The 13,136-nt window shown below is 71.0% G+C and carries 10 protein-coding genes; 6 read left to right on the forward strand and 4 right to left on the reverse strand.

Annotated features, from left to right (window positions below; all coding sequences use genetic code 11):
* Window positions 1-52: 52 nt before the first annotated feature.
* The 4 genes from ACFO4E_RS16160 to ACFO4E_RS16175 all read right to left on the reverse strand — a co-directional run bounded on the left by ACFO4E_RS16160 (window position 53) and on the right by ACFO4E_RS16175 (window position 5,378).
* Window positions 53-1,522 (reverse strand): M20 family metallopeptidase, encoded by a 1,470-nt coding sequence (locus ACFO4E_RS16160; RefSeq protein ID WP_378575642.1) that lies wholly within the window; start codon window positions 1,520-1,522, stop codon window positions 53-55.
* Entirely contained in the window at window positions 1,519-2,889 is a 1,371-nt protein-coding gene (locus tag ACFO4E_RS16165) for an MmgE/PrpD family protein (RefSeq protein ID WP_378575645.1), read from the reverse strand. The genes ACFO4E_RS16160 and ACFO4E_RS16165 overlap by 4 nt, the downstream gene beginning before the upstream one ends.
* Before the next feature lie 53 nt (window positions 2,890-2,942).
* Window positions 2,943-4,367 (reverse strand): SLC13 family permease, encoded by a 1,425-nt coding sequence (locus tag ACFO4E_RS16170; RefSeq protein ID WP_378575648.1) that lies wholly within the window; start codon window positions 4,365-4,367, stop codon window positions 2,943-2,945.
* A 114-nt stretch (window positions 4,368-4,481) separates the two neighbouring features.
* The gene (locus ACFO4E_RS16175; protein WP_378575650.1) at window positions 4,482-5,378 is read right to left on the reverse strand and encodes a LysR family transcriptional regulator; all 897 of its coding nucleotides are present in this window, start codon (window positions 5,376-5,378) and stop codon (window positions 4,482-4,484) included.
* A gap of 164 nt (window positions 5,379-5,542) precedes the next feature.
* On the opposite strand from ACFO4E_RS16175, the gene ACFO4E_RS16180 reads away from it, so the two are divergent.
* From ACFO4E_RS16180 to ACFO4E_RS16205, 6 genes are all read left to right on the forward strand, one after another.
* Window positions 5,543-6,211, forward strand: coding sequence for a GntR family transcriptional regulator (locus tag ACFO4E_RS16180; protein WP_378575653.1), 669 nt, complete (start codon window positions 5,543-5,545; stop codon window positions 6,209-6,211).
* Complete coding sequence (locus tag ACFO4E_RS16185) at window positions 6,208-7,350, forward strand: mandelate racemase/muconate lactonizing enzyme family protein (protein WP_378575656.1); 1,143 nt, start codon at window positions 6,208-6,210, stop codon at window positions 7,348-7,350. The genes ACFO4E_RS16180 and ACFO4E_RS16185 overlap by 4 nt, the downstream gene beginning before the upstream one ends.
* 112 nt (window positions 7,351-7,462) lie before the next feature.
* Window positions 7,463-9,196 carry an IlvD/Edd family dehydratase gene (locus ACFO4E_RS16190; RefSeq protein ID WP_378575658.1) on the forward strand — a complete coding sequence of 578 codons (1,734 nt, stop codon included), beginning with the start codon at window positions 7,463-7,465 and terminating at the stop codon, window positions 9,194-9,196.
* A 20-nt stretch (window positions 9,197-9,216) separates the two neighbouring features.
* Entirely contained in the window at window positions 9,217-9,834 is a 618-nt protein-coding gene (locus ACFO4E_RS16195; protein WP_378575660.1) for a bifunctional 4-hydroxy-2-oxoglutarate aldolase/2-dehydro-3-deoxy-phosphogluconate aldolase, read from the forward strand.
* 57 nt (window positions 9,835-9,891) lie between these two features.
* Complete coding sequence (locus ACFO4E_RS16200; RefSeq protein ID WP_378575662.1) at window positions 9,892-11,301, forward strand: Nramp family divalent metal transporter; 1,410 nt, start codon at window positions 9,892-9,894, stop codon at window positions 11,299-11,301.
* A 107-nt stretch (window positions 11,302-11,408) separates the two neighbouring features.
* Window positions 11,409-12,848 carry an NAD-dependent succinate-semialdehyde dehydrogenase gene (locus tag ACFO4E_RS16205; RefSeq protein WP_378575665.1) on the forward strand — a complete coding sequence of 480 codons (1,440 nt, stop codon included), beginning with the start codon at window positions 11,409-11,411 and terminating at the stop codon, window positions 12,846-12,848.
* Window positions 12,849-13,136 lie beyond the last annotated feature (288 nt).

Genomic DNA, 13,136 nt, shown 5'->3' on the forward strand with positions numbered 1-13,136 from the left:
GCGGCGCCCCCGCGCCCGCCACATGACGCGAGGACGGGCGCGGCGGCCGGCGTCAGCCGGGGGTCGCGGCCGGACCGGTCGTGGAGTCGACCGGACCATCAGCAGACCCCGCTCGTCCTCGGGCTCCGGCGCCGCCTGCGGTGATCGGGTCGGTCACGCCGAGATTCCAGAACAGCGCGGCCATGACGGCCAGCCCTTCCCGAGCGACGGCGACGGGGAGGTGTTCGTCGGGCCCGTGCTGGCGGCATCCCGGGTACGAGTGCGGGACCCATACCGTGGGCAGCCCGAGTATCTCGGCGAACACGTCGTTGGGCACGGTCCCACCGAGGTTCGGATTGACGAGCGGGGGCCGTCCCATGGCGTCCTCGATGGACGTCTTCGCCCACCGCACCCAGGGATCACCGGGAGACACCCGCGTGGCGGGGGACCCGCGCACGATGCGCACCTCGACCTCGGGGAACCCCGCGGCGTCGAGATGGGCGCGGACGTACTCCTGGAGCCTGTCCCACCGGGTACCCACGACGAACCGCAGCTGGCAGTGTGCGCGAGCGGTGCCTGGCACGGCGTTGACCGGCTTCGCGTCGTCGCCCGCGTGGAGGGTGAGCACCTCCAGGGTGTTCCACCCGAGCAGCCGTTCGGCGGGCGTGAGACCGGGCTGCCCCCAGTCCTCGTCGATCCTCCGGCCCAGGTGAGCGCTGTCGATGGGCAGCGCGGCCAACTCGGTTCGCACATCCTCGGGGATCTCCGGGGGCAGGAGGCCGGCGACCTCGATCCGCCCTCGGCGTCCGACGAGACCGCTGATCGCGTGGGAGAGGACCACCGCCGGGTTGGCGACGATGCCGCCCCAGTTCCCGGAGTGCAGTGCCGTCTCACGAGCGCTGTAGGAGAGTTCGAACACGACCGACCCGCGTGAGCCGAGGAAGATCGTGGGCGACTCCTCGACGAGCCGCGGACCGTCGGAGGCGAGAAAGAGGTCCGCGCGCAGTTCGTCCTCGTGCGCCCGGGCGACCTCGCGCAGACCGGGCGAGCTGCACTCCTCCCCCATCTCGAAGAGCACCTTCACGTTGTAGCCCAGGCTCCCCTGCCGTGCGGCGATCACCTCGCGGAGGGCGGCGAAGTTCACCGCGTGCTGGCCCTTGTTGTCGGCCGCTCCGCGTCCGTACCACGCGCCATCGCGTTCGGTCATCGTCCACGGGTCGAGGCCGGCCGACCAAAGGGCGTCCTGGCCGTCGACCACGTCGCCGTGGCCATAGGTGAGCACGGTCGGCCGATGTCCGCCCTCGTGCCGCTCCGCCAGGAGGAAGGGCGGGCCGCCGGGTACGGGGTTGGCGAGTACGCGGCAGGTGAAGCCCATCGCGGTGAGCTCGGGGACGACGACCTCGGCGAGGTAGGCGTCGATGTCGGCCCGGTGGGCCGTGCCCTGGCTCACCGTCCGGTAGCCGATGCGGCGCGAGAGGTCGGCGGCGAATCCTCCGTCGTCGAACCATCGCGTGAGCGAGCGGGTGGCGGATTCCAGGCTCATGCCTTCGCCTCCGCGAGTATCGCCGTGAGCGAGCGGATCGACGGAAGCGAGCGGATCGACGCGAGCTCGCGGACGAGTGCGGCGTAGGCCGACGGTTCGAGCCGGTCCTCGGTGCAGGCGCGGACCTTCGCCGCGCGCTCGGCGTCGCTGAACGGGTCCTGCTTGATGCCCTTGGCGAAGACCCTCTCCCGGGTGAGCACCCGTCCGTCCTTGAGGGTGACCCGCACGCTGTGCGCCGGCCGCACGTCCGGGTCGAGCGGTTCCTCATCGAAGGACAGCGCCCTGATCTTCGTGAGGCCGAACAGCGCCCTCACCTCCGGACGGGCCACGGCGTCCGGGGTGAAGTCCTTGAGGGTGACCTCACCCCGCAGGAGCAGCACCGCGACGCTGTACTGCAGGGAGAAGCGCGCCTCGAATGCGTCGCGGGGGTCGTCGAAGCGCAGGTTCTTGCGGTTGCTCGCGCCGATGAGCACGTCGATCTCCTCGATGTCCTCGACGGCGAAGCCGTGTTCCGCGCGCAGATCGAGGAGGTTGTCGAGGGTGTTGTGCGCCGACCCGCAGCAGGCGTGGCGCTTCGGCGCCAGTCCGTACTCGTCGAGCGCGAGCGGGTTCCCGAGCTTGCGCAATGGTTCGTCCCACCCGCGCGGATGGGGGCCGCCGTAGAGGGCGAGGAACCCCTGCGGGTCCTCGAGCACCTCCGGGTTGCCCTCGATCCCGGCCTCGGCGAGCCGCACCGCGAGCACGGCGTGCAGGGCGCTGGTCCCGCACTGCAGGGGCTTCACCTCGGTTCCGAACTGCGCCTTGTTCCCCGCCGCCATGCTCACCGCGATGCTCATCGCCTGCGTCGTCCGCTCGCCGTCGAGCCCCAGCAGGCGGGCGCATGCCCCCGCGGTCCCGATGCAGCCCACCGTCGCCGTGGGATGCCAGCCCGCGAAGTAGTGCGAGCGGTTGACTCCGCGGCCCAGGAGCGCGTGGAGTTCGAGGCCGACGATGTAGGCGTCGAGGACGTCCGCGCCCGAGGCCTCCGTCTCGTCACCGATCGCGAGGAGTGCGGGCAGGATGGCGGCCGACGCGTGGGTCAGCGCGGGATAGAAGTTGTCGTCCAGCTCCAGCACGTGGGCGGCGGTGCCGTTGACCAGCGCCGCCGAGGATGCGGTCAGCGCCTGCTCCGAACCGACGGTGCGCGAGGCGCCGGCGCCCGAGGCCGCCGCCGCGTCGCGCACCTTCCGTGTGACGGGGTCGGAGCCGGCCGCGATGATGGCGGCGAGGGTGTCGGCGACGCCGTGTTCGGCGCGCTCGAGGACGACACCGCTCCAGCGTCCGTCGTGCGCTGAGGCCCACGTGCCGGCGGTTGTGAGAACTGACATTCGGTGTCCTTCTGCTGTCGTGCCGGGCTGGGGGCACGGTCGTGCGCGGGGTGTCACGTGATGAAGAAGAGGATGGCGGTGTACATCAGCGCTGCGGGGATGAGGAGCATCCACCCGCTCAGCAGCATGAAGCGCAGCCTGTCGTACCGGGCCATGCCCATGCACGTGACCATGTTCGGGTTCGGGAACGGTCCGTAGGTGTCACCTTTCGAGGCGAAGAGGAGGACGACGATCCACGCCGCGGGCGATATGCCGGTGGCCGCCGCGGCGTCGCCGAACACCTGGTCGACGAGGACGACGACGGCGGCGGAGGCACCCGGCACGCCGATGAGCCCCACGAGGCCCACGAGGACGGAGAACGCGAAGGGGGAAGTCGCCGAGAGCTGGCCGCCGAACGCGTCGAATATGGGCGTGAAGGGATCGATCCGGTCGATGAGGGCGAACATCGTCGCCAACATCCAGAAAAGCAGGAACAGATGGACGTACGCGCCGGCTCCCCGGCAGAAGTGCGTGACCGTGGCGGTCAGCGACTGCCCGGCGGCGAGTGCGGTGAGCAGTGCGATGCTCGGCAGCGCCAGCAGGGGCAGAGCGGTGCTGGCCTCGTTCATCATCGCGTAGGCGATGAAGGCGACGAGGCCGGCGACGAAGACTCCCGTGGCGAACCTCGAACGGACGGCGGGGGGAGGCTCGTCGCCGACCGTCTCGGCCTCGCTGTAGAAGTCCTGATCGGCGAAGGAGCGCTTCTGCACCCACAGGATGATGAAGTAGCCCACGGTCACGGAGAGCAGGGCCAGGGGGATCGCGCCGTGGAGGAGGTACTGGCCGTAGCTCACCTCCGCGGCCTCCATGATCGCTATGTTCGACCCGGCGAAGGGGCCGAGAGCGAGGCCCGCGCAGCCGGCGTAGAGGAAGATGACGGCGATCGTCGCGCGCGTGATGCCCATGCGCGCGGCGATGGGGATGAGGATCGGCGCGATGATCGCGAGGGATCCGCCCACGGTGCCGAGCATGGCCACCGTGATGAGGCTGGCCGCCATCATCCCGATGATCACCGCGATCCCGCTCTTCTCACCCATGACGCGCATGACGCCGCGGACCAGGAGCGAGGCCACCCCGGTGGTCCGCAGCACCTCGCCGAGACCTGCGCCGAGGACGCTGATCAGGCCGATCGCGGTGACATTGTCGGCGAGACCGTCGGTGAGGACCGTGGCCGCGTCCAGTGGGGACGGCTGGAGGATCGCGAACGCGGACAGCAGTGCCGCGACCGTCGCCAGGAGGATGTTGACCCCCCAGAGGCAGAGCAAGGTGTAGAGGACGATCGGCAGGAGGCCCCAGGCGGTCGGCCCGTCGGAGACGAAACCGACGGCGACGCAGCCGATCACCATCCCCGCGGTCGCCGCGCCGATGAGCCGGCGCTGGATCCGCTGACCGCTCGTCTCGGCGCCGTCCGGCCGTGCGGGCACCGTCGTACTGTTCATCGGTCTCTCCACTTTCCGCGGTCGACCGTGACGGGCATCACGGCAGCTCAAGGAACGTTAGTGGAGCGCAAGACATATGAAAAGTAGAAAAACTAGAGACTATACATCCATAAATTAGATGTCTTCGCTGAGTCGCGCCACCAGCCGATCGACGAAGTCCATGACGCTCGCCGGCAGTGCGCGTCCGTCCATGACCTGGATGTACATGTCTCGCAGGCTCACGTCGCCGTCCGCCAGCGGGATCGCGGCCAGGGCCCCCGAGGCGATCGAGTCCGTCACGGTGGAGCGGCCGAAGAACGCGATGGCATTGCTGCTGGAACAGTAGGCCTGGAGCGCGCCCACGTTATTGCTCGTGAAGGTGGGCCGGAGCGTCACCTGCTCCGCCTCCGCGCGCTTGTCGATGACGGCGCGGAGCGTGCTCGTGGGGCCCATGAGCGCGATCGGGTACGCGATGACGTCGGTGAGGCGCAATCGGGACCGGTCGGCGAGCGGGTGGTCGGCGGCCATCGTCGCCAGTACCGGAATCCTCTGGGCATGGAGGATCGCGACGCCGTCGGGCTGGCGGATGCCATAGCTCACACCGACGTCGACCACGCCCTCGCGCACCTGCTGCGTGATCGCGTCCGAGGTCGCGACTTCGAGGCTGAAGAACAGCTGAGGAGCCTCTTCCTGGTACTCGCGAATCAGACCGGGCAGCAGCTCGAGGGCGAACGACTGATTGGCGGCGATCGCGATGTTCCGCTTCCCGACCCCCCGCAGGTCCGCGATGTCCATGGAGGTGCGTTCGGCGTCGATCAGGAGTCGCCGCGCGTAGTCCGCGAGGATCTGTCCCGACTCCGTGGGGATCACGCCGCGCGGTCGCCGTTCGATGAGGGCGGTCCGGTGCTCGGTCTCGAGCTTCTTGAGCATCCGGCTCACCGCCGACGGCGCCACCTTGAGCCGTTCGGCAGCGGCGCTGATGGATCCGCAGTCGACCGTGGCGAGGAAATAGCGGAGTGCGAGTGGAATCACGGCCCGTCCAGTCGTCGTTCATGCGCGGCGGATCTCAGCGTAGGCGCCGGGTCGGGTCGCGCGAGGCAACCGAGGACGCCGACGATCGCCGTCGGCGGTCCGCGCCGCCGACCCGACGGCGCCGTTGGAATGTAATGTTTTCTTGTTACATGTAAACTCCCCGCATGGTCGGAGTGAATGAGAAACCCGCGACCCGCGCCAGGGTCGCCGATGAGGTCTACGAACGCCTACGCGAGAAGATCTTCACCGGCGAGCTCCCTCCGGGCGCCCGCCTGAGCGTGCCCGCCCTCGCCGAGTCGCTCGAAGTCAGCCGCAGCCCCGTACGCGACGCGGTGCTCCGGCTCGTACAGGAGCGGCTGGCCCGCGAGGAGCCGCGGCGCGGCGCCGTCGTCGCGCGGGTCGGCATCGCGGAACTGGTCGCGATCTACGAGATCCGCGAGGTACTCGAAGGGCTCGCCGCCCGGCTGGCCGTCGAGAACGCCGGCCGAAAGCTGGTGCGGGCGCTGCGGGAGGCGCTCGACGAGCACGAGGCGGCGTTGCGCACCGCCGACCTCGCCGCGAGCACCGAAGCCGACCTGCGCTTCCACCGGCTGATCCGGGAGGCCGCCGCGAACCCGGAGGTGATCCGGGTGCTCGACGACGTGCAGGCCCAGGTGCGGCTGGCCATGCGCTCCACGACGGTGACTGCGGGCCCGCGGCAGGCCGTCGACGACCACCGCGCGATCCTCACCGCCATCGAGTCCGGAGACGCGGTGGCCGCGGAACAGGCCGCGAGGGCCCACATCTTCCGGCTGCGCAGCGTGCTCCAGCGGCAGCTGGAGGACGGCCAGTGACGCGGATCGTCGGCGCACGCCTGCGGGTGCTGCGCGCGCCGGCGGCCGACGGGATCGCGATGTCGTTCTCCGCGTTGCGCGACCGATCGATCGTGCTGGTGGAGGTGACCACCGAGGACGGCCTCACCGGCCGGGGCGAGAGCTGGATCAACTACCCGCCGTGGGCGGCGCACGAGCGCGTCGCGACGTTGCGCGACGGCGTGTTCCCGCTGCTCCTCGGCGAGGACGCCGACCGGATCTCGGCGGTGCACCGGCGGTTGTGCACACGCCTGGAACCACTGGGCAGGCAGTGGGGCGCCCCAGGGCCGATCAGGCAGGCGATCAGCGGGGCGGACCTCGCGCTGTGGGACCTCGCCGGCCTGCGGGCCGGGGCGGCGGTGAGCACGCTCGCCGGCGGCCGGGTCCGGGACCGGATCCCGGTCTACGCCAGCAGCCTCGGACCCGAGGACGTCGGCCGTAAGGCGCGCGAGTGCGTCGGCGCCGGCCACACGGCGGTGAAGCTCAAGGTCGGCTTCGGCCGGGCGACGGACGAACGCAACCTGGCGGAGGCCCGCGAGGCGATCGGTCCGGGCGTGGCGCTGTACGCCGACGCGAACCAGGCGTGGGACGTGCCGGAGGCCGTCGCGATGGCTCCCGCGCTGAGGGGCGCGGGCGTGGAGTGGATCGAGGAACCCCTGCGGGGCAATCCGCTCGCCGGACTCGAGGAGCTGCACCGGCGCACCGGGCTGCCCATCGCGACCGGGGAGAACCTCTACGGGGTCGCGGAGTTCCGCGCCTTCGCGGCGTCGCCCGCGATCGCCGTCCTGCAGCCGGACCTGGCCAAGACCGGCGGGCTCACCGAGGTGCTCGCCGTCTGCGAGCTCGCCGCCGCCCACGGCACGTCCGTGCTGCCGCACCTGTACGGAGGCGCGGTGGCGTTGGCCGCGACGCTGCAGCTGGCCGCGATGGCGGCACCGGTCGCCGGGCTCGAGTACGACGTCAGGGACAACCCCCTGCGCGACCCGCTGCTCGTCGCCCCGCCGAAACCCGAACAGGGCTGGATCGCCGTCCCCGGCCTGCCCGGCCTCGGGGCCCGGCTCGACGAGGCATCGGTGGCCGCGGTGACCGTGGCCGATGTGAGCGCGGGGTCGCGGAGCTGACCCCGGTCGCGGTTTCCGAGTGGGAGACCTGCGCCAAAGGATTGCATGTAAAACTGTACATATATATGCTGCGCTATCTGCGTTGCATGCAGATGTGCCTCACTGTGGAGCGATGATGCATCCAGACGACGACGTGTCCGGCCGGCGCAGCGCCGCGTGGTTCGGCCTCGACGGCAAGCTCGGCTTCGTCCACCGGTCGAAGATGTACAACCAGGGGTACTCGTCGCCGATGTTCGACGGGCGCCCGGTGATCGGGATCTGCAACAGCTGGTCGGACCTCGCGCCCTGCAACGCGCACCTGCGGCAGGTGGCCGAGGCGGTGAAACGCGGCGTGCTGATGGCGGGCGGGACTCCGCTGGAGTTCCCCACGATCTCGCTCGGCGAGACGCTGATGCGGCCCTCGGCCATGCTGTTCCGCAACCTCATGGCGATGGACGTCGAGGAGAGCCTGCGCGCCAACCCGCTCGACGGCGTCGTGCTGCTCGGCGGCTGCGACAAGACCGTGCCCGCGCAGCTGATGGGCGCGCTCAGCGCCGACCTGCCCACGGTGATGGTGACCGGCGGCCCGATGCTGAACGGCAAGTTCCGCGGCCGCGACGCCGGATCCGGCACACACGTGTGGCGGTTCAGCGAGGAGGTGCGCGCCGGCCGGATGAGCACGGCCGACTTCGCGGAGGCCGAGGCATGCCTCTCGCGCAGCGCCGGCCACTGCACCACGATGGGCACCGCGTCCACCATGGCCTGCCTCGCCGAGGCGCTCGGCCTCTCCCTGCCCGGCAGCGCCGCGATCCCGGCCGTGGACGCACGGCGGCACCGCATCGCCGAGCACGCCGGCAGCCGGATCGTGTCCATGGTCGAGGAATGCCTGGCCCCTTCGTCCGTTCTGGACCGGAGGTCGTTCGAGAACGCCGTCCGCGTCAGTGCGGCCATCGGCGGCTCCACCAACGCGGTGGTACACCTGCTCGCGATCGCGGGGCGGGCCGAGGTGGAGCTCTCGCTCGACGACTTCGACGCCCTGGCCGCGGAGGTCCCGCTGTTGGTGGACCTGTTGCCGTCCGGCCGGTTCCTCATGGAGGAGTTCGCCTACGCGGGTGGAGTGCCCGCGGTGGTCAGGGAGCTGGGCGACCTGCTGCACGCCGACGCGGCCACCATCACCGGCCGGAGCCTGGGCGAGAACTGCGCCGGCGCCGAGAACTGGAACCGCGAGGTGATCCGCTGCCGCGCGGAGCCGCTGCGCGAACCGGGCGCCCACACCGCGGTCCTGCGCGGCAACCTCGCGCCGGACGGAGCGGTGATCAAGGTGTCGGCGGCGTCCGAGGAGCTGTTGCGGCACACCGGAACGGCACTGGTCTTCGACACGATCGAGGAGTACCACGAGCAGGCCGACTCACCCGACCTCCCGGTGGACGCCGCGACCGTGCTCGTCGTGCGCAACGCGGGCCCGTCCGGATATCCCGGCATGCCCGAGATCGGCAACCTGGCCATCCCGAAGAAGCTGCTGGAAGCGGGCGTCCGCGACATGGTCCGGATCACCGACGGCCGGATGAGCGGTACCTCGTACGGAACCGTCGTGCTGCACGTGGCGCCCGAGTCCGCAGTCGGCGGCCCGCTGGCGCTGCTGCGCACCGGCGACCGGGTCACGCTCGACGTCCCCGCCCGCCGGATCGACATGGACGTGCCCGACGACGAGCTCCGTCGCCGTGCGAGCGGGCCGGCCAAGGCGGACGACACCGGATCCGGCTACGCGTGGCTGTACCGCGAGCACGTGCGCCAGGCCGACACCGGTGCCGACTTCGACTTCCTGGCGGGCAGACGCGGACACGCGGTGCCCCGCAGGCATCTCTGACGGCCCGAGAGGGGAGCCACATGTCCGACGACGTCCTGAGCCTGGTGCGGGAGCACCGCGCGATGGTGATCTACCGCGGTCAGCCCGCCGAGCGGTGTCTGGAGCTGACCGATCTGCTGTACAGCGAAGGAATCCGCCTGTTCGAGGTGACGCTCAACAGCGGTGAGCCCTTCGCCGCGCTCACGGCGCTGCGCGAGAGGTACGGGGACGAGGTCCCCATCGGCGCGGGGACGGTGATGACGGCCGATGACGTCTCGCGGGCCGCCGACGCCGGGGCGCGGTTCATCGTCTGCCCGCACGTGGACGAGGCGGTGATCGAGCGGGCCAAGGCGCTCGGCCTCGGCGTCGTCCCCGGCGCGTTCACGCCAACGGAGATCGTCCACGCCGTGCGCCTCGGCGCCGACCTGGTCAAGGTCTTCCCGATCGGCCCGGTCGGAGCCGGCTACCTCCGGCAGCTCAAGGGCCCGCTGCCCGACGTGCCGCTGCTGGCCACCGGCGGCGTCGGGGCCGACCTCGCTCGCGCGTGCCTGGCCGAGGGGTGCGCCGGAGTCGGCGTGGGCGTCCAGCTGCTCGGCGATCTCGGAGATGCCGACGCGCTCAGGGCGCAGACCCGGCGCCTCGTCGACGCCACCCGGTGAACAGGCGTCGTCGCGCGGCGGACACCGGCGACGGCGCCGTGGAAAGGAAGGCACTCCATGTCGACCCAGGACATGCCGCAGGCGGAACCCGAGGACGCCTACCGGCTCCGCGCCGAGGACACCAGGGACGCGCCGACGACGCTGCGCGGCAGGCTGCGCTATCTGGGCCCGGGCATCATCCTGACGGCGTCCGTGGTGGGCTCGGGCGAGCTCATCGTCACCACGTCGCTCGGTGCCCGCGCGGGGTTCGTCCTGCTGTGGATGGTGATCGTGGGCGCCACGGTCAAGGTATGGGTCCAGATGGAACTGGCTCGCTGGGCGATCCTCAACGGCAGGACCGCCCTCGCCGGGTACAGCACCGTCCCGCCCAGGATCGGGCGCATGGGCTGGATCAACTGGCTGTGGATCGGGCTCGACGTCGCCAAGAACTTCCAGCGGGGCGGCGTCATCGGCGGCACTGCCGCCGCCTGCTCCATCCTGTGGCCGATCGTGGGCGAGCCGCTGAGCAGCGGTTCCCTGGGCGTCTGGGCCGTCATCATCACGGCGCTGACGATCGGGCTGCTGCGGAGCAACAGATACAGCGTGGTCGAGGTGATCACCACCTGGTCGGTCGCGATCTTCACCCTGAGCACGGTGGCGATCGTGCTGGTGCTGCCGTTCACCCCTTTCGCCTACAGCCCGGGTGACTTCGCCGACGGGCTGGGCTTCGCGATCCCGGCCGGCACCCTCGGCCTCGCGATCGCCATGTTCGGCTCGACGGGCGTCGGGGCCGACGACATGACCAACTACACGTACTGGTGCCTGGAGAAGGGGTACGGGCGCTGGACCGGGCCCGACGACGGCAGCGAGGAGCGTGCCCGGCGCGCCGGGGGCTGGATCAAAGTGATGCAGCTGGACGTGTTCGTCTCCTGGCTCATCTGCACGGTCTGCACGCTGTCCTTCTACGTGGTCGGCGCCAGCGTGCTCCAACCGCAGAACCTCGTTCCCGAAGGCAACGCGGTGATCACCACCGTGTCCAGGATCTACACCGACACACTGGGCCCGTGGGCGGAGGGCCTGTTCCTGATCGGCGCCATCGCGGTGCTGTTCTCCACCAACATCGCGTCCGCGGCCGCGGTGCCGCGCCTGTGGACCGACACCCTCGGCCTGCTGGGCGTGATCGACTGGCACGACGTCAGGGTCCGGGCGCGGGCCCTGCGGGCCTTCACCGCCTGCCTGCCCGTGATCTGGCTGCTCATGTTCCTGTTCGTGCGGTCGCCGCTCGTGATGATGCAGATCGGCGCGATCGCGACGGGGATCTTCCTGCTCGCCGTGCTCATCGCCGTGTGGCGGCTGCGCACCCTGGAGGTCGACCCGCGCTTCAGGCGGAACCGGTGGCTCACCGCGGCGTTCGTCATCAGCACCATCGGCATCTTCCTGCTCGCGGTCTACACCGTGCTGGAGGTGTTCGGGTTGGAGTTCGGGTGACCGGCCACATGGCGGCCCGACCGCCGCTCCGGGTTACGGTCGGGAGCGATGCCGAATACCGTCCACCGACGCCGCGTGCCGCGGCGCGCCACGAGGGAGGCTTCCCGATGACCTATCCGGACACCCGGCTCTTCATCGACGATCAGTGGCTGGACGCCGCCGACGGGCGTTCGATCGACGTGCACAACCCGGCGACCGGCCAGGTGATCGGCCGCGTCGCCCACGCGGCCCGCCCTGACCTGGACCGCGCCGCCGAGTCCGTGCGGCGCGGCTTCGAGGTGTGGCGCGACCACACCCCCGCGCGGCGGAGCAGGATCATGCGCGGGGCGGCCGAGCTCGTGCGCGCCCGCGTCGACGAGATCGCCGCGCTGATGACGCAGGAGCAGGGCAAGCCGCTCGCGGAGGCCAAGGCCGAGATCCTGGCGGGCGCGGACATCATCGACTGGTTCGCGGAGGAGGGCTTCCGCGTCTACGGCCGCCTCGTCCCGCACCGCGCCAACCCCGCCATCCGGCAGCAGGTGATCAAGGACCCGGTGGGCCCGGTCGCCGCCTTCACGCCGTGGAACTTCCCGATCAACCAGGTCGTGCGCAAGCTCGCCGCCGGGCTCGCCGCGGGCTGCTCGATGGTCGTGAAGGCGCCGGAGGAGACGCCGGCGAGCCCGGCGGCGCTCGTCAGGGCCTTCCAGGACGCGGGCCTGCCGGCCGGCGTGCTCGCGCTGGTGTTCGGCGACCCGGCCGAGATCTCGGAGTACCTCATCGCCCACCCGGTGATCCGCAAGGTCACGTTCACCGGGTCGACGGCGGTCGGAAAGCAGCTCGCCGGACTCGCGGGCCGGCACATGAAGCGCGTCTCGATGGAGCTCGGCGGGCACGCGCCCGTGATCATCTGCGAGGACGCCGACATCGAGCTCGCGGTGAAGACCATGAGCAAGGCGAAGTTCCGCAACGCCGGCCAGGTCTGCATCTCCCCGACGCGGTTCCTCGTGCACGAGGGCGCGCGGCAGGACTTCGCCAAGGCGCTCGCGGAGTTCGCCACCGGCCTCAACGTCGGCGACGGGCTGGCCGAGGGCACCGAGATGGGACCCCTCGCCAACACCAGGCGGATCGACGCGATGGCCTCGTTGCACACCGATGCCGTCGAGCGGGGCGCCACGGTACTGGCGGGCGGCAGGCGCATCGGCGACGCGGGCAACTTCTGGGCGCCCACCGTGCTCGACGACGTGCCGGCCGGGGCCAGGCTGTTCAACGAGGAGCCGTTCGGCCCGGTGGCCGCCATCCGCGGCTTCCGCGACCTGGACGAGGCGATCGCGGAGGCGAACCGGCTGTCCTACGGGCTCGCCGGCTACGCCTTCACGCGGTCGCTGTCGGCCGCCGACCAGCTGACCCGCAGGGTCGAGGTGGGCATGCTGTGGGTCAACATGCCGGCGATGCCGTCGGCCGAGATGCCGTTCGGGGGCGTGAAGGACTCGGGCTACGGCTCCGAGGGCGGCCCCGAGGCGATGGAGGCCTACCTGAACACCCGCTCGGTCAGCATCGCCCACCACTGACGGACCTGCCCTGCCGAACCGCCCGGTGCCGGCCGGGCGGCCCCGATGTCATGGTGCCGCGCCGTGTCCGCGTGGTTCCCGAGCCGCCCGAGACGCCCGTCGGCACGATCGAGAAGCACCGGTCGCGCACCAGGGGGCGCCGCCGGGCACGGTGAGCCGGAACAGCTCCTACCGTGCGCCGCGTTCCGGGCTCCATTCGACCGTGCGGAGATGCCGGCGCTCGCGCGCCGGCATCTCCGCATTCACGCACGCGATTCAGGAGACCGTCCACCACAGACCGCACGACAC

The sequence above is a fragment of the Nocardiopsis mangrovi genome (assembly GCF_042653925.1).
Lineage (GTDB): Bacteria > Actinomycetota > Actinomycetes > Streptosporangiales > Streptosporangiaceae > Nocardiopsis_B > Nocardiopsis_B mangrovi.

Excerpts from the sequence above, each read along its gene's own strand:
- ACFO4E_RS16205 (WP_378575665.1), top strand. The coding sequence starts at position 11,409 with ATGACCTATCCGGACACCCGGCTCTTCATCGACGATCAGTGGCTGGAC.
- ACFO4E_RS16165 (WP_378575645.1), bottom strand. The coding sequence starts at position 2,889 with ATGTCAGTTCTCACAACCGCCGGCACGTGGGCCTCAGCGCACGACGGA.
- ACFO4E_RS16180 (WP_378575653.1), top strand. The coding sequence starts at position 5,543 with ATGGTCGGAGTGAATGAGAAACCCGCGACCCGCGCCAGGGTCGCCGAT.
- ACFO4E_RS16170 (WP_378575648.1), bottom strand. The coding sequence starts at position 4,367 with ATGAACAGTACGACGGTGCCCGCACGGCCGGACGGCGCCGAGACGAGC.
- ACFO4E_RS16195 (WP_378575660.1), top strand. The coding sequence starts at position 9,217 with ATGTCCGACGACGTCCTGAGCCTGGTGCGGGAGCACCGCGCGATGGTG.
- ACFO4E_RS16200 (WP_378575662.1), top strand. The coding sequence starts at position 9,892 with ATGTCGACCCAGGACATGCCGCAGGCGGAACCCGAGGACGCCTACCGG.
- ACFO4E_RS16190 (WP_378575658.1), top strand. The coding sequence starts at position 7,463 with ATGATGCATCCAGACGACGACGTGTCCGGCCGGCGCAGCGCCGCGTGG.
- ACFO4E_RS16160 (WP_378575642.1), bottom strand. The coding sequence starts at position 1,522 with ATGAGCCTGGAATCCGCCACCCGCTCGCTCACGCGATGGTTCGACGAC.